The sequence below is a fragment of the Pseudomonas sp. MIACH genome (assembly GCF_001269925.1).
In the GTDB taxonomy this organism is placed as follows: Bacteria; Pseudomonadota; Gammaproteobacteria; order Pseudomonadales; family Pseudomonadaceae; genus Aquipseudomonas.
Window position 1 is genome coordinate 582193 of record NZ_LHVO01000002.1, and the last position, 17039, is coordinate 599231.

At 61.7% G+C, this 17039-nt stretch carries 12 protein-coding genes; 1 reads left to right on the plus strand and 11 read right to left on the minus strand.

Translation table 11 applies throughout. The features are described 5' to 3' along the window. Positions 1 to 175: 175 nt before the first annotated feature. The 9 genes from AD670_RS02735 to betI form a co-directional block, all read right to left on the minus strand. Positions 176 to 1360, minus strand: a complete 1185-nt coding sequence (locus AD670_RS02735; protein ID WP_156338067.1) for an NAD(P)/FAD-dependent oxidoreductase — start codon at positions 1358 to 1360, stop codon at positions 176 to 178. Positions 1361 to 1452: 92 nt separating this feature from the next. Further along, on the minus strand, positions 1453 to 2790 hold the full coding sequence (dbpA, locus tag AD670_RS02740) for an ATP-dependent RNA helicase DbpA (RefSeq protein WP_235865629.1): 1338 nt from the start codon (positions 2788 to 2790) through the stop codon (positions 1453 to 1455). Between the two features lie 130 nt (positions 2791 to 2920). After that, positions 2921 to 4348 carry a multidrug transporter subunit MdtD gene (gene mdtD, locus AD670_RS02745; protein ID WP_053128100.1) on the minus strand — a complete coding sequence of 476 codons (1428 nt, stop codon included), beginning with the start codon at positions 4346 to 4348 and terminating at the stop codon, positions 2921 to 2923. Between the two features lie 36 nt (positions 4349 to 4384). Then, positions 4385 to 5275: an alpha/beta fold hydrolase gene (locus tag AD670_RS02750; protein ID WP_053128102.1), complete on the minus strand. Its 891-nt coding sequence runs from the start codon at positions 5273 to 5275 to the stop codon at positions 4385 to 4387. Between the two features lie 225 nt (positions 5276 to 5500). Further along, positions 5501 to 6817, minus strand: a complete 1317-nt coding sequence (locus AD670_RS02755; protein WP_053128104.1) for a TldD/PmbA family protein — start codon at positions 6815 to 6817, stop codon at positions 5501 to 5503. Next, positions 6817 to 8259 carry a TldD/PmbA family protein gene (locus tag AD670_RS02760; RefSeq protein WP_053128106.1) on the minus strand — a complete coding sequence of 481 codons (1443 nt, stop codon included), beginning with the start codon at positions 8257 to 8259 and terminating at the stop codon, positions 6817 to 6819. The genes AD670_RS02755 and AD670_RS02760 overlap by 1 nt, the downstream gene beginning before the upstream one ends. A gap of 205 nt (positions 8260 to 8464) precedes the next feature. Continuing rightward, complete coding sequence (betA, locus tag AD670_RS02765) at positions 8465 to 10168, minus strand: choline dehydrogenase (protein ID WP_053128108.1); 1704 nt, start codon at positions 10166 to 10168, stop codon at positions 8465 to 8467. Positions 10169 to 10310: 142 nt separating this feature from the next. After that, the gene (gene betB, locus AD670_RS02770; protein ID WP_053128111.1) at positions 10311 to 11783 is read right to left on the minus strand and encodes a betaine-aldehyde dehydrogenase; all 1473 of its coding nucleotides are present in this window, start codon (positions 11781 to 11783) and stop codon (positions 10311 to 10313) included. 110 nt (positions 11784 to 11893) lie between these two features. Then, positions 11894 to 12487 (minus strand): transcriptional regulator BetI, encoded by a 594-nt coding sequence (gene betI / locus AD670_RS02775; RefSeq protein WP_053128113.1) that lies wholly within the window; start codon positions 12485 to 12487, stop codon positions 11894 to 11896. A gap of 390 nt (positions 12488 to 12877) precedes the next feature. On the opposite strand from betI, the gene AD670_RS02780 reads away from it, so the two are divergent. Then, complete coding sequence (locus tag AD670_RS02780) at positions 12878 to 14812, plus strand: BCCT family transporter (protein ID WP_256243849.1); 1935 nt, start codon at positions 12878 to 12880, stop codon at positions 14810 to 14812. Positions 14813 to 14964: 152 nt separating this feature from the next. On the opposite strand, the gene choV is transcribed toward AD670_RS02780, so the two are convergent. Next, positions 14965 to 16143, minus strand: a complete 1179-nt coding sequence (gene choV / locus AD670_RS02785) for a choline ABC transporter ATP-binding protein (protein ID WP_053128117.1) — start codon at positions 16141 to 16143, stop codon at positions 14965 to 14967. Further along, the gene (choW, locus tag AD670_RS02790; protein ID WP_015886271.1) at positions 16140 to 16985 is read right to left on the minus strand and encodes a choline ABC transporter permease subunit; all 846 of its coding nucleotides are present in this window, start codon (positions 16983 to 16985) and stop codon (positions 16140 to 16142) included. The genes choV and choW overlap by 4 nt, the downstream gene beginning before the upstream one ends. Positions 16986 to 17039: the final 54 nt, after the last annotated feature.

Genomic DNA, 17039 nt, shown 5'->3' on the forward strand with positions numbered 1-17039 from the left:
AGTGACGCCACGGCAAGGGTGGTGATCACATCTGGCAGCAAATTATTCCCAGGCATACCGTAAATCAAATGTGGGAGGGGGCTTGCTCCCGATTGCAGTGTGTCAGTCAGAACATCTATCACTGATACACCGCTATCGGGAGCAAGCCCCCTCCCACATTTTTTACTGCGTCGTGTCAAACAAACTGCGCGGCCGCGTAACCGGACGCCCAGGCCCACTGGAAGTTAAACCCGCCCAGGTGCCCGGTCACATCCAGCACTTCGCCAATAAAGTACAAGCCTGGGCTTTTCAGCGATTCCATGGTCTTGGACGAGACTTCCCGCGTATCCACCCCGCCCAAGGTCACCTCGGCCGTGCGGTAGCCTTCGGTGCCGGCAGGCACCAGTTGCCAGCTCGACAGTTTTTGCGCGATGTCGGCCACTTCGGCGTGGGTGTATTGCTTCATCGGCTTGGACGCGAACCAGGTGTCCGCCAGCAGGTTGGCCATCTTCTTGGTGAAGATTTCACCCAGCAGGGTTTTCAGCTCGCTGTTGGGGCGCTCGACCTGTTGCTTTTGCAGCCAGGTGTGGGCGTCGTGGTCGGGCAGCAGGTTGATCTCCACCGTGTCGCCGGATTCCCAGTAGGAGGAAATCTGCAGAATCGCCGGGCCGCTGAGGCCGCGATGGGTAAACAGGATGTTCTCGCGAAAGCTCTGGCCGTTGCAGCTGACCAGGCAGTCCACCGAGGTACCGGACAACTCGCCGCACAACTCCTTGAGCTGGTCGGTGATGGTGAACGGCACCAGCCCGGCGCGGGTCGGTAACAGCTCGTGGCCGAACTGCCTGGCCACTTGATAGCCAAAACCGGTGGCGCCCAGGGTCGGGATCGACAGGCCACCAGTGGCGATCACCAGGGATTCGCAGCGCAGTTCACCCAAGGTGGTCTGCAACTGGTAGCCGCCGTCGACCTTGGCGATTTCTTCAATCGAGGTGTCCAGGTGCAGGCTCACGCCGGTCTGGATGCACTCGTCCAGCAGCATGCCGAGGATGTCACTGGATTTGTTATCGCAGAACAGTTGGCCGAGTTTCTTCTCGTGGTACGGCACACCGTGCTTGGCCACCAGCCCGATAAAGTCCCACTGGGTATAGCGGGCCAGGGCCGACTTGCAGAAGTGCGCGTTGTGCGAGAGGAAGTTGGCGGGCTCGGTGTACATATTGGTGAAATTACAGCGGCCACCGCCGGACATCAGGATCTTCTTGCCGGCCTTGTTCGCGTGGTCGATCAACATCACCTTGCGCCCACGCCCGGCGGCGGTCAGTGCGCACATCAGGCCTGCGGCGCCGGCGCCAATGATCACAACTTCGGTCGAGCGCACAGCAATGTCCCCATACAAATTCTGAATTGGAATGCAGTTAATGTGGGAGGGGGCAAGCCCCCTCCCACATTGGATCTCCATATAGGTTGGAGGTCGTGTTACAGGATCCGCACACGCAACGAACGGCCTTTGATCTTGCCGTCGTTCAAACGCTGCAACGCCTGCTTGGCGATGCCGCGTTCCACGGCCACGAAGGCCTGGAAGTCGAAGATCGCGATCTTGCCGACCTGGGCACCCGGGATGCCGGCTTCACCGGTCAATGCACCCAGGATGTCGCCCGGACGCACCTTGTCCTTACGGCCAGCAGCGATGCACAGGGTGCTCATCACCGGCAGCAGCGGACCACCGCTTTGCGGCTTGAGGTTGTCCAGTTGGTCCCAGTTCAGCGGCGACTTCTGCAGTTGCTCGATGGCTTGGGCGCGGTGTGCTTCGGACGGCGCCACCAGGCTGATGGCGATGCCGGTCTCACCGGCGCGACCGGTACGGCCCACGCGGTGGATGTGGATTTCCGAGTCGCGGGCCAGTTCGACGTTGATCACCATGTCCAGCGCGTCAATGTCCAGGCCGCGGGCGGCGACGTCGGTGGCCACCAGCACCGAGGTGCTGCGGTTGGCGAACATCGCCAATACCTGGTCACGGTCGCGCTGTTCCAGGTCGCCATGCAGGCCGACGGCGGAGATGCCCTTGGCCGTCAGGTGATCCACGGTTTCCTGCACTTGCTGCTTGGTGAAGCAGAACGCCACGCAGGAGGCCGGGCGGAAATGCGCCAGCACCTTGGTCACGGCGTCCATGCGCTCTTCCGGGGAGATCTCGTAGAAACGTTGTTCGATCTGATCGTCGGAGTGGAACGCTTCGGCCTTCACTTGCTGCGGCGCGCGCATGAACTTCGAGGCCAGCTGCTTGATGCTCACCGGGTAGGTGGCCGAGAACAGCAGAGTCTGGCGGCGTGGCGGGGTCTTGCTGATGATGTCTTCGATGGCGTCGTAGAAGCCCATGTCGAGCATGCGGTCGGCTTCGTCGAGGATCAGGGTGTTCAAGCCGTCCAGCACCAGCGAGCCTTTACGCAAGTGTTGCTGGATACGGCCCGGGGTGCCGACGATCACGTGGGCGCCGTGCTCCAGGGAGGCGATCTGCGGGCCGAGGGACACGCCGCCGCACAGGGTCAGGACCTTGATGTTGTCTTCGGCGCGGGCCAGGCGGCGGATTTCCTTGGCGACCTGGTCAGCCAGCTCACGGGTCGGACACATCACCAGGGCCTGGCAGCCGAAGTAGCGCGGGTTGATCGGGTTCAGCAGGCCGATGCCGAACGCAGCGGTCTTGCCGCTGCCGGTCTTGGCCTGGGCAATCAGGTCCAGCCCCTTGAGGATCACCGGCAAGCTTTGCGCCTGGATCTGCGTCATCTCGACATAACCCAGTGAGTCGAGGTTAGCCAGCATGGCGGCGGACAGGGGCAAAGTATTAAAAGCGGTGGCGATGGTAGTCACGGGACTGGCTCTGCAAAACAAAATGTCGCGCAGTGTACCAGCCCTGTGGGAATTTCCCCGCAAGTTCTAGACGAGACGCCCGTTAATGCTCGATATGCTGCTCCGGGCTGGCCGCCCGTTTGCCGTCTTGGGGCGACAGTTGCAGGAAGATCGCCGCCGCCAGCATCGCCATGATGCCCACGGTGAGGAAGGTCAGCTGGAACGCGCCGAGCACCGTGCTCACGCCGTCGTTGCCCGATTCGGCGGTAAACCCGCCGAGCAGCGCACCGGCGCAGGCCACCCCCAGGCTCAGGGACAGTTGCGCCACCACCGACAGCAAACTGTTGCCGCTGCTGGCCTGGGCGTCGTCGAGGTCGATCAGGGTGACGGTGTTCATCGCGGTGAATTGCAGCGAGTTGATAGCCCCCAGCACCGCCAGCATGGCCAGCAGCAGCGGGTAGGGCGTCTGCTCGCTGACCAGGCCCATGCTCGCCAGCATGATGCCCAGCGCCAGGGTGTTGCCGGTCAACACGATGCGGTAGCCCACACGCTCGATCAGCGGCCGGGCGATGGACTTGGCAAACATTGCCGCCGCCGCCAGGGGCAGCATGCTCATGCCGGCCTGGGACGGCGAATACCCCAGGGCCACTTGCAGCAGCAACGGCACCAGGAACGGCAATGCGCCGCTGCCCAGGCGCGCGAACAGGTTGCCGAGGATGCCCACGGCAAAGGTGCGGGTCTTGAACAGTGCCGGCGAAAACAGCGGATTATCGATATGCCCGGCGCGCAGCCAATACGCCGCGAGGCACGCCAACCCGCCGAACAGCAGCAACATCACCCGCAGGTGCGGCAGGTGCAGTTCACCCAGGCCTTCCATGGCAATGGTGATCAGCACCATCGCCGCGCCGAACAGCAGGAAACCGATGCCATCGAAGCGCGTGCGCTCGCTGCCGCGCAGGTCGGGGATGAATTTCCACACGGCATAGCAACCGATCATGCCCACCGGCAGGTTGATCAGGAAGATCCAGTGCCACGTCAGGTATTGCACCATCCAGCCGCCCATGGTCGGGCCGAGCAAGGGCCCGAGCAGGCCGGGAATAGTAATGAAACCCATGATCCGCACCAGCTCGGAGCGAGGGTAAGCGCGTAGCACCACGAGTCGGCCGACCGGCAGCATCAGTGCACCGCCGAGGCCCTGGATGACCCGCGCGCCCACCAGCATGGTCAGGGTACTGGACAGCGCACACAGCAAGGAGCCGATGCTGAACAGCATGATCGCGCCGAAGAAGATTTTCTTGGTGCCGAAGCGGTCGGCGATCCAGCCCGAGGCCGGGATCAGCAAGGCGACGGTGAGCATATAAGCGATCACCACCCCTTGCATGCGCAGTGGGTTCTCTGCCAGATCCCGCGCCATCGCCGGCAGTGCGGTGTTGAGAATCGTCCCATCCAGCGATTGCATGAAGAAGGCAATCGCTACCACCCAGGGGAGCCAGCGGGCGGTCTTGGCATCGAGAGGGGCACGATCTGGCATGGGGTACCTTTTTGTTAGCCGGCTATGTGTCGGCGATTATGCGCCATTCGTCGCTCCTTTTCCCACTGGCGGTTCGTCTAAATCCGACAAGTTCGCGTGCTCTCCCACCAGGAAATCCAACAACGCACGGTGCACCGCCAAAGCCGCCTCGCGGGACTCCAGGTCCAGTAAATGCCCGGTGTGTTCGGCCACGGCAAAGCTGCTGCGGTCGACGTAGTGCTTGAACAGTTGGGCATCCGCGGCGGGGGTGTATTCATCCAGTGCGCCGTTGAGAAAGTGCACCGGGGTTTCGATCTTTTGCAGTGCCGGCAGGTAGTTGCCATCGCCCAATGCCAGCACCTGATGGATATGAAAGCGCGCCTGGCGGTACTCGGTGGTGGCCATGTTCGACAGGTGCCGATGGTTATTGCGCTTGAGGCGCGGCGACAGGTATTGGCCGACGGTTTCGTTGAGCAGGTGCCCGACGGCGGATTTGTCATCGGCCTCGATCAGCACCCGCACGCGCTCCACATAGTCGAGCATCGCCTGGTTGAGGTTGGGCGCCAGGGCCATCACCACTGAGCTTTCGATGGATGGCGGGTTGTGCGCCAGGGTCAGCAGCGTGGAGATGCCGCCCCATGAGGCCGAGACCAGGTGATTGACCTGGAAGCGCTCGACCAGGGCGCGCAGGATTTGCACCTCGTCATCCTTGGTCACCAGGTCGAGGTCGGTGTTGTGTTCGCGGGAATAGCCCGAGAAGGGCAGATCGAACAGCAGCACATTGAAATGCTCGGCCAGGCATTTACTGGTGCGGGCGAATGAGCGGGTGGTGGACAGTGCGCCGTTGACCATCAAGACGGTCTTCTTTTGCGAATCGTTTCCTAGTTGCTCAACATGAACGTTGTAGTGCTTGAACAGCTTTTCTATGACAAAACTTCCATGGTTCATGTCAACGCTCCAGCTTGTCCTTCCCGGACAAGGTCGTGCTCTCGTGGGTGAGGTGGCGTGGTGCCACTAACCGTTATAACTAGGTTTTTTGCAGGCGACAACAAGCTGCCCGTGCAGACTGGGAGGAAGAGAATTTACCGTAGGACGGGCCGAAACCGAGCTGTCTGAAATCAGCGCAAGACAATGCGGGAGGGGGCAAGCCGCCCTCCCACACGGGTTTTGTATTTACAGGGTCAGGGTCAGGCGTTTGACCAGGGCACCCGGCAACAGGTTGGACGCGGTATTGCGCTGACTGTAGGTGCTGGCCGACAGCAGCAGTTCGCGCTCAGCCGTCAGCGCTTCCAATTGCGACCCGAGCAACTGGTAGACGCTGTCATCAAACCGCATGGTGCTGACCGGCGCCTTGATCTCGCCGTCTTCCACCCAGAACGTGGCGAAGCGCGTCATTCCGGTCAGGCGTGCGGCGGGCAGGTCGGAGTAGTTCAGGTACCACAGGTTACTGATGTAGAGCCCGGTGCCCAGTTGCTTGAGGATATCGGCCTGGGCCAGGGTGCCCGCCGCAATCTGCAAGGCGCTCGGTGACTCATCGCCGCTGGCGCCGTTGGCGCTGAGGCCATATTCGGCGGCGCTGCGCGAGTTCACCAGTTGGCCTTCGGCCTGGCCGGCGTTGATCAGCGTGACGTCACTGCGCGGGTAGCCTTCGCTGGAGAACGCCTGGCTCAGGGAGTCGGTGATGTGTTCTTTCACCGTCACCAGCGGGCTCAGGGACTGTTCACCGGCATACAGCCGTTGCAAAGAGCTGCCTTTGCTGGCGATGGCCTGGGCGGAAAAACCACCCCAGGTGATGATGCTGAGAATTTCTTCCAGCGCCGCCGGGGCGAGGTAGGCGCGGTATTGTCCGGGCGCCAATGGGTGCAGCGGGCGGCCGAGGAACTCCAGCTGTTCACGGGCGAGCTGGAAGCGCCGGGCGAACTCGGCGCTGTCCCAGGCATCGCCGGCGTAGCTGGCTTTTACCGCCTCGCCATTGGCGTGGAACAGGCTGAAATCGAAGTTGAAGCTATTGGCCTGATGCCAGCCAAACGCGCCGTCCGAACTGGCGAAGCCCCGGCTGATCGGACCGGCGGCATAGAAGCCGACCAGGTCGACGCCATCGGCCGCCTGGCTGATTTCTTCCAGCACCTGGGCCAGGTCGGGCAGGGGGCGGGCCTGTTCGTTGTGGCTTTGCCAGGCGTTGTGGTTGAGCAACAGGTACGGGTCATGCGGCAGCAGCGGCAGGGTTTCGCGCAGTTGCTGCAGACCGTCGGCGAGACGCTGACGATCCAACTCGGGCTCGCCGGCCAGCGTGATGCCGAGGTCGGCATGGCGGCCATCGTTGATCAGCTTGAGGGTGAGGCTGGCCTGCTGCACCTGCCCGGCCTGACGCACCTTGGCGTGGTTGAAGCGCACGAACTCCGACGATTCTGCCGCGTAGCCCAGGTGAAATTGTTCCTTGTCGGTGATGGCCTGCTTGAGCCACTGCACCAATGCCTTGAAGTTGTTCATCAGGCATCTCCCCCAAATACGTCAACGTTGCTGAACACACAGGCCGGCGACGCATGGCCGACGCGGATCACCTGGTTGGGCTCGCCCTTGCCGCAGTTCGGCGTGCCCAATACCTTGAAGGTACTGGCGTCGCCCACGGCGCTGAGGTTGCGCCAGAACTGCGCGGAAATCGCCCGGTAGTTGGGGTTTTTGACCACGCCCTTGAGTTCGCCGTTTTCAATCAACTGGCCCCACTCGCAGCCGAACTGGAACTTGTTGCGCGCATCGTCGATGGACCACGAACGGTTGGTCGACATCAGGATGCCGCTTTCGATGCCGCCAATCAGTTGCGCCAGGCTCTTGTCACCGGCTTCGATATTCAGGTTGGCCATGCGGTCGATCGGCGGGCGGTTCCAGCTGCTGGCGCGGCTGTTGGCCACGCCGCTCATGTCGGCGCGGAACTGCGACAACGCCCCACCCAGCGGCTTGAGCAGCAGCCCTTCGCGGATCAGGAATTGTTTGCTGGCCGCGGTGCCGTCGTCGTCATGGCCGTAGCTGGCCAGTTGCTCGGGAATGTCCGGGTCGAATGTCACGTTCAACAGCTTGGAACCGTATTGCAGCTGGCCGAAGTCGCTGGCCTTCACAAAACTGGTGCCGGCGTAATTGCGCTCGTCGCCGAGGATGCGGTCGAGTTCCAGCGGGTGGCCGATGGACTCGTGGATCTGCAGGATCATCTGGTCGGGCATCAGCAGCAGGTCGCGCGGGCCCTGGGGCGTGTTTGGCGCCAGCAGCAGTTGCAGGGCTTCGTCGGCAATGCGCGGCGCGGCGCCGACCAGGCCGAAGCGGCTGATCACGTCAAACCCGCCTTGCTGGCCGAAGTTGCTGCCGCCGAGGGTGCGCGACTGGCTGTCGTTGCCGTCGTAGGCGGTGACATTGATGCCAGGGAACACAAACCGCTGGGCCTGGCGCAGGTCGGCGCCGGCACTGTTGAGGTAGATCTGCTCGACGTGGGTCAGGCCGAGGCTGACTTCCCAGTTCACCAGGCGCTCGTCCTGGGGGACTGCCGAGGACTCATCGCCGAGCAGTTGGTAGCAGTCGCTCAGGGGCGGGAAGGCTTGCTCAATATTGGGCGACAGGTAGTCGGCGACGTCGCTGGACACCTGTTGGTCGCGCAAGTCGAGCAGGGCATGGGGTTTTATCAAGCGGGCTTGCTGTTCGGCGCGCTCAAGGGCGGCCTGCAGGCCGGCAAGGGAAATATCGTGGGTGGCGGCGTAGGCTTCTGCACCGTTGACACGCACGGTGAGCATGACGCCTTCGTCGTGGTTCAGGTGGGGCGGTTCGGCGACGTTCTTGCGCACCGACAGGTACTGGCCGGATTCGCGCACGTAGCGCAGGGAGAAGAACTCGGCGGTGGTGCGCAGGGCACTGAAATGCTTTTTGAGTGTGGCGTGGTGGTCGAACATGGGGCCTTCCTTGTGGGCGGCTCAGCGCGGGCAGGCAAACAGAGTAGGCCTGGGCTGAGGGCTGATCAAGGAGAGGTGATTCTTTGTGCCAAGTGCCCCTGTGGCGAGCGGGCTTGCCCCGCGTTGGGCTGCGCAGCGGCCCCAAAAATCTTGGGAGCGCTACGCACTCCAACGCGGGGCAAGCCCGCTCGCCACAGGGAATGGGTTACTGCGCAGTCGGCCCCACTTCACGCAACGGCTTACCACGCACCGGCGCATCGCCCGCCACGTAGTAGTCGGCGGTGCTGCGCGGCAGCGGCTGGCGGCCACGGATCTTGTCGGCGATTTTCTCGGCGATCATGATCGTCGGCGCGTTCAGGTTGCCGGTGGTGATGATCGGCATGATCGACGCATCGACTACGCGCAGACCCTGCATGCCATGCACGCGGCCTTCGCCATCGACCACGGCCATCTCGTCGTCGCCCATTTTGCACGAGCAGGACGGGTGGAACGCGGTTTCGGCGTGCTCGCGGATGAACTTGTCCAACTGCTCATCGGTTTGCACCTCGATGCCCGGGCTGATTTCGCGGCCACGGTACGGATCCAGGGCCGGCTGCTGCATGATTTCACGGGTCAGGCGGATGCCGTCGCGGAATTCCTGCCAGTCCTGCTCGGTGGCCATGTAGTTGAAGAGGATGCTCGGGTAGTCCCGTGGATTCTTCGACTTCAGTTGCACGCGGCCACGGCTCGGCGAGCGCATGGAGCCCATGTGCGCCTGGAAACCGTGCTCTTTCACACCGTTGCTGCCGTTGTAGTTAATCGCTACCGGCAGGAAGTGGTACTGGATGTTCGGCCATTCGAATTCTTCACGGGTACGGATAAAACCGCCCGCTTCGAACTGGTTGCTGGCGCCGATGCCGGTACCGTTGAACAGCCACTCGGCACCGATGGCCGGCTGGTTGTACCAGAGCAGCGACGGGTACAGCGACACTGGCTGAGTGCACGCATATTGCAGGTACAGCTCAAGGTGGTCCTGCAGGTTTTCGCCGACGCCAGGCAGGTCGTGGACCACCGGGATATCGAGGCTTTCCAGCAGTTTGGCCGGGCCCACGCCGGAGCGTTGCAGCAGTTGCGGCGAAGCGATTGCACCGCTGCACACCAGCACTTCTTTACGCGCACGGGCTTCAACGCGCTCTTCGGCGGCACCGATCAGGTAACGCACGCCCACGGCACGCTTGCCTTCGAACAACACTTTGTCGGTGAGGGCGTGGGTGACGATGGTCAGGGTCGAACGCTTCTTGGCCGTGTCCAGGTAACCGCGCGCGGTGCTGGCGCGACGGCCGTTCGGCGTGACGGTACGGTCCATCGGGCCGAAGCCTTCCTGCTGGTAGCCGTTCAAGTCTTCGGTGCGCGGGTAACCGGCCTGCACGCCCGCTTCAACCATGGCGTGGAACAGCGGGTTGTTGCCGGCTTTAGGCGTGGTCACGCTGACCGGGCCATCGCCGCCGTGCCAGTCGTTCGGGCCGATGTCGCGGGTTTCGGCCTTGCGGAAATACGGCAGGCAATCCAGGTAGCTCCAGTCTTCCAGACCTGGCAGCTTCGACCAGTTGTCGTAGTCCATGGCGTTGCCACGGATGTAGCACATGCCGTTGATCAGCGAAGAGCCACCCAGGCCCTTGCCGCGCCCGCATTCCATCCGGCGACCGTCCATGTGTGGCTCTGGATCGGTTTCGTAGGCCCAGTTGTAGCGGCGGCCTTGCAGCGGGAAGGCCAGGGCGGCGGGCATTTGGGTACGGAAGTCGAGACGGTAGTCGGGACCACCGGCTTCCAGCAGCAGGACGGTGACGCCTTCGTCTTCGGTCAGACGGGTCGCCAGGGTGTTACCGGCGGAGCCGGCACCCACAATGATGTAGTCGTATTCTTGGGACATAAATGCACCCTCTTTGATGTGTGGTCAGGTCGGGCCTCACCGGGGGCAAGCCCCCTCCCACATTTGATCGGGTTTACACAGTCAAAGGTGGGAGGGGGCTCGCCCCCGATGGCGGCCTCAAAGGCAACGCAAGGCTCGGGTCTTAGAACACCGAGGCGTAGTCGCCCAGCTCAACCTGTACCGATTTGATGCGGGTGAAGTTGTTCAGCGAGCTGATGCCGTTCTCACGGCCCACACCGGATTGTTTGTAGCCACCGACCGGCATCTTCGCGTCGGATTCGCCCCAGGCGTTGATCCAGCAGATGCCCGCTTCCAGTTGATGAATCACGCGGTGCGCGCGGTTCAGGTCCTTGGTCACAAGGCCCGCAGCCAGGCCGAAGTCGGTGTCGTTGGCGCGGCGGATCACTTCTTCTTCGGTTTCGTAGGTGAGGATGCTCATCACCGGGCCGAAGATTTCTTCACGGACGATGGTCATCTCGTCGGTGCAGTCGGTGAACACGGTCGGGGCCACGAAGGCGCCTTTGGCCAGGTCGCCGTCGGTCAGACGGTCGCCGCCGCACAGCACGCGAGCGCCTTCTTCCTTACCTTTGGCGATGTAGCCCAGCACGCTTTCCATGTGGGCGAAGCTGACCAGCGGGCCGAAGTTGGTGTTGTCGTCCTGCGGGTCGCCAACGCGGATGCGCGCAACACGCTCAACGATCTTGGCTTCGAACGCCGCTTGCAGGTGCTTGGGCACGAACACGCGGGTGCCGTTGGTGCAGACCTGACCGGAGCTGTAGAAGTTGGCCATCATCGCGATGTCGGCCGCACGATCCAGGTCGGCGTCTTCGAACACGATCAGCGGCGACTTGCCGCCCAGTTCCATGGTCACTTCCTTGAGCGAAGAACTCGACGCGCTGGCCATGACTTTCTTGCCGGTGTCGGTGCCGCCGGTGAACGAGACTTTCTCGATGCGCGGGTGCTCGGTCAGCCAGGTGCCGACTTCACGGCCGCTGCCGGTCAAGACGTTGAACACACCAGCTGGAACGCCGGCTTCGGTGTAGATCTCGGCCAGTTTCAGGGTGGTCAGCGACGTGACTTCGCTTGGCTTGAAGATCATCGCGTTACCGGCGGCCAGGGCCGGTGCGGATTTCCACAGGGCGATCTGGATCGGGTAGTTCCAGGCGCCGATACCGGCGACCACGCCCAGCGGCTCGCGGCGGGTGTAGACGAACGAGGTGTCGCGCAGTGGGATCTGTTCGCCTTCGATGGCCGGCACCAGGCCTGCGTAGTATTCCAGCACGTCGGCACCGGTGACGATGTCGACGTACTTGGTTTCGGAGAAGGCTTTACCGGTGTCCAGGGTTTCCAGGGCGGCCAGTTCATCGTTGCGCTCGCGCAGGATGTCGACGGCACGACGCAGGATGCGCGAACGCTCCATGGCGGTCATGGCGGCCCAGATTTTCTGGCCTTTTTCAGCGCTGACCACGGCACGTTCAACGTCTTCTTTCGTTGCGCGTTGCACTTGGGCGAGAACTTCACCGTTAGCCGGGTTGATGGCTTCGAAGGTGGCATCGCTGCCAGCGTCGCTGTAGCCGCCGTCAATGTAGAGTTTTTGCAGGTCGAAACGGGCCATAAAGTCCTCGCAAGTGCATAAGTGGTTGGCGTTACCCGCCGCAAAGTGGGCCATAAGGGTGTGGCAACACTGAGCGGCAGACGTTCAGGGGTTGAGCGTTTGTAAGGGCTCTAACTCACCTGCTTGGCCAATTGGAAATCCATGTATTCGTAAGCGATCCGTTGCGCCTGCGCCGTGTCGAAAGCGTCTCCCGACAGGGCGCCGCGCAACCACAAACCGTCGATCAACGCCGCCAGGCCTCTGGCTGCTTTGCGTGCGTGCGGCAGCGGCAGCACTCGGCGGAACTGGCAGCACAGGTTGGAATACAGACGTTGATCGTTGATCCGCTGCAACCTGTGCAATGACGGGTGATGCATGCTGGTGGCCCAGAAGGCCAGCCAGGTTTTCATTGCCGGGCCATTGACCTGGCTGGCGTCGAAGTTGCCCTCGATGATCACCCGAAGGTGCGCCCGTGGGCTGTCGTCCTTCAGCGCCAGCCTGCGTTCATGAACGTTCTCGATCAGCACGTTCATCAGATAGCGCATCGTCGCGGCGATCAGGCCGTTCTTGTCCTGAAAGTAGTGACTGATGATGCCGTTCGAGACCCCGGCCAAACGGGCGATCAGCGCAATGCTGGCGTCTCCCATTCCGACCTGATCGATGGCCGTCAACGTGGCTTCGATCAACTGTTGGCGGCGTATGGGTTGCATACCGACCTTGGGCATGTAGCACCTCTCCTTAGGCCTGCCGACGGGTGATGCACGTTCGTCGACTTGAAGGCCAGTCTATTTTGTTTTGATTGAACGTTCAATCAACAAAGAATAAGCTCTGCGACAAATGGTCGCTGCCTACAGGTATTTCCTACATGAGGGCGGCGACATCTGACACCTGCAAAAACCTTTGAAACAGGCGGTATCAAGGCCTGCCCACTGCCTGGTGGGGCTCAAGAATTTTCGGGGTGTCTTTATAACACCCGTCCGTCGACTGCCGAAAAATCGATAGGTCGGGATAACCGTTGCCTTGTGTTTCTCTCTCGCACTGCCTGGAGCATCTGCGCCATGAGTTCTGCCTCTCTTATAAAGACCCCGCCGGAAAAGGTGCGGGTCAACGGTTGGGTGTTCTACACCTCCACCGCGCTGATTCTGTTGTTGACCGCCATTCTGATCATCGCCCCACAGGAGGCCGGGCGCATGCTCGGCGTAGCTCAGGCGTGGCTTTCCAAAAGCTTCGGCTGGTACTACATGGTGGTCATCGCCGCTTACCTGGTGTTTGTGGTCGGCCTGGCGTTTTCGTCCTACGGCAAATTGAAACTGGGCAGCAAGGACGACACCCCGGACTTCAGCTACGGCGCCTGGGCCGGCATGTTGTTCTCGTCGGGCATCGGTATCTCGTTGCTGTACTTCGGTGCCTCCGAGCCGCTGGATCACTACTTCAACCCGCCCGAAGGCGCCGCCGCCAGCAATGGCGCAGCCCGCCAGGCGTTGCAGTTGACCTTCCTGCACTGGGGCCTGCATGGCTGGGCGATCTATGCGCTGGTCGGCCTGGCCGTGGCGTACTTCGCCTATCGGCATAACCAGCCGCTGGCCTTGCGTTCGGCGTTGTACCCGCTGGTGGGTGAGCGTTGGGTGAAAGGCGCGGCCGGTCACGCGGTGGATGGTTTCGGCATGTTCGTGACCCTGTTGGGCCTGGTGACCAACCTGGGCATCGGTTCGATGCAGGTGTCGTCCGGCCTGGAAAACCTGTTCGGCATGCAGCACAGCAACACCAACCTGCTGATCGTGATCATCGTGATGAGCACCGTAGCGACCATCGCCGCCGTGTCGGGCGTGGAGAACGGCATCCGCCGCCTGTCCAACCTCAACATCGTGCTGTTCAGCGGCTTGCTGATCTTCGTGCTGCTGTTCGGCCCGACCCTGCACCTGCTCAACGGCCTGGTGCAGAACACCGGTGACTACCTCAACGGCATCGTGCTGAAGACCTTCGACCTCTATGTGTACGAAGGCGACGGTGACAAAACCGAACGCTGGATGGGCCTGTGGACCCTGTTCTACTGGGCCTGGTGGATTTCCTGGGCACCGTTCGTGGGCATGTTCATCGCGCGTATTTCCCGGGGCCGCACAGTGCGTGAGCTGGTGGCCGGCGTGCTGCTGATTCCCCTGGGCTTTACCCTGGCGTGGCTGTCGATCTTCGGTAATTCGGCGCTGGACCTGGTGTTGAACCACGGTGCGGTGGAGTTGGGCAAGACGGCGCTGGAACAACCGTCCATGGCCATCTATCAATTGCTGGAGCATTACCCGGCGTCGAAAGTCGTCATCGGCGTGTCGATCTTCGTGGGCTTTGTGCTGTTCCTGACCCCGGCGGATTCCGGCGCGGTGATGATGGCCAACCTTTCCTGCAAGGGCGGCAATGTGGATGAAGATGCGCCGCACTGGCTGCGCATTTTCTGGTCGGCGGTGATCACTCTGGTGACCATCGGCCTGCTGTTTGCCGGCAATTTCGAAGCCATGCAAACCATGGTGGTGCTGGCGGGGCTGCCGTTCTCGGTGGTGCTGATTGTCTTTATGTTCGGTTTGCACAAGGCGATGCGCCAGGACGTGGCGATCGAACAGGAGCAGGCGCAACTGGCTGAACGCGGGCGTCGTGGCTTCAGCGAGCGTTTGACGGCACTCGACCTGCAACCGAGCCAGGGCACTGTTCAGCGCTTTATGGACAAGCACGTCACGCCGGCGCTGGAAGAGGCGGCGGTCGCGTTGCGTGAGCAAGGGTTGGAAGTGCAGACGCTGTTGGGCAAGTCCAAGCGCTGCATCGGTGTGCGCATCGAGATGGAAGAGGGCAACCCGTTCGTTTATGAAGTGAGCCTGGATGCTTACTCGTCGGCGCCGAGTGACCTGCCCGAAGAAGAACGCACCCGCTATTACCGTGCCGAGGTGTACCTGCACAACGGGCCTCAGGAATACGACCTGATGGGCTTCGCCCAGGAACAGATCACCCGGGACGTGCTCGATCAGTTTGAAAGCCATCGGCAGCTCCTTGGCCGTGTCTATAGCTGATGCGTTGAAAGCCCGGTGGTGTCACTGACGCCACTGGGGCAAAAAATGTGGGAGGGGGCTTGCCCCCGATTGCAGTGTGTCAGTCAGTCCATCTGTTACTGATCCACCGCTATCGGGGGCAAGCCCCCTCCCACATTTGTTATGCAGTGTGGTTAGCCCAGGTTTTTGCCCAGCAGGGCGTGGTAGAGCTCACTGTCACCCAGGATGCCCACCACCTGGTTGTTGTCATGCAACACCAGCTTGTTCCCGGTCTGATAACGAATCTGCAGCGCATCACGCATGCCGATATTCGAATCCACCAGTGTCGGTACCCGACCCAAACCTTCCACCGGTTGCCCCGGTGCCCAGTTCTGCAAATTCATCACCACGCCATTCTGCCGCGCGCCCTGGATGGTGTTGCCTTCGGCCAGGTCCAGCCACGAGTCGCCGCCCGGATCCAGGCACACCGAACCGTTGACGCGTTTGCAGTTGTCCAGCGTGCGCATCAGGCTGCGGCCGCACAGTACGTTCAGCGGGTTGGTATGGGCGACGAAGGTGCGCACATAGTCGTCCGCCGGGTTCAGCACGATCTCTTCCGGCACGCTGTACTGGATGATCTTGCCGTCTTTCATGATCGCGATGCGGCTGCCCAGCTTGAGCGCCTCGTCGAGGTCGTGGCTGACGAACACGATGGTCTTGCTCAACTTGCTTTGCAGTTCCAGCAATTCGTCCTGCAGGCCTTGGCGGATCAGCGGGTCGAGGGCGGAGAAGGGTTCGTCCATCAACAGGATGTCGGCATCCATCGCCAACGCGCGGGCCAGGCCGACGCGCTGCTGCATGCCGCCGGAGAGTTCATCCGGCTTCTTGTTGCGCCACTGGGTCAGGCCCACCAGCTCGAGTTTTTCATCCACCAGCTTGCGCCGTTCTTTCTCCGGGCGGCCCTGCATTTCCAGGCCAAAGCTGATGTTCTCGCGCACCGTCAGCCAGGGCATCAGGGCGAACTTCTGGAACACCATGGCGATGCGTTTGGTGCGCATCATTTTCAGCTCGGCAGGGGTGCAGGAGGCGATGTCGATCTGGCGACCTTCATGCTCCACGAACAGCTGACCACGGCTCACGGTGTTGAGGCCGTTGATGCAGCGCAGCAGGCTTGACTTGCCGGAGCCCGACAGGCCCATCAGCACGCAGATCTCGCCTTTTTCTACATCCAGGCTGGCTTTTTCAACGCCGACAATCTGCCCGGTTTTTTTCAGGATCTCGTTACGGCTCATGCCCTGGTCCAGCAGCTTGAGCGCTTCGCGTGGGTCTTTGGAGAAGATCACGTCGACATTGTCGAATCGGATAATGCTCATGCATCACCCCCTACTTTGGCGTCGGGTTGTTTGCAGATGCGGTCGAGCATGATGGCCAGCAGCACAATCGCCAGGCCGGCTTCAAAGCCCAGGGCGATGTCGGCGGTGTTCAGCGCGTTGACCACTGGTTTGCCGAGGCCGTCGGCACCCACCAGGGCGGCGATCACCACCATCGACAACGACAGCATGATGCATTGGGTAATACCGGCAGCGATGCTCGGCATGGCGTGGGGCAGTTCAATGCGCGAGAGCAACTGACGGCGCGAGCAGCCAAAGGCCTTGCCGGCGTCCATCAACTCTTGCGGTACGTCACGGATACCCAGGTAGGTCAGACGGATCGGCGCGGCAATCGCGAACACCACCGTGGAGATCAAGCCAGGCACCACACCCAGCCCGAAGAGGGTCAGGGTAGGGATGAGGTAGACGAAGGTCGGTACGGTCTGCATCAGATCGAGCACCGGCCGCATCAGGGTGTAGAACATCGGTTTGTGCGCGGCAACAATGCCCAGCGGCACACCGATGACCACGCAGACCAGCGTGGCGAACAGCACCTGCGCGAGGGTCTCCATGGTTTCCTGCCAGTACCCCAGGTTGAGGATCAGCAGGAAGGAGGCGATGACAAAAACAGTCAGTCCCCATTTACGTTGAATAAAGTGAGCCAGCAGCGCAATCAGACCGATCAATGCCAGTGGATTGAACCAGGTCAGCGCGAACGTCACGCCGTGGATCATCGTTTCCAGTGTCGATGCGATTGCGTCAAAGTAGTTGGCGCCGTGTTGGGTCAACCATTCGACGAAGGCAGCGATGTACTGGCCTAGTGGGATTTTCTGTTCAGTCAGCATGGTAGTGAATGTCCACATGCGAAGGGGAAAACATCCCGAGGCAGCGCACCGCCC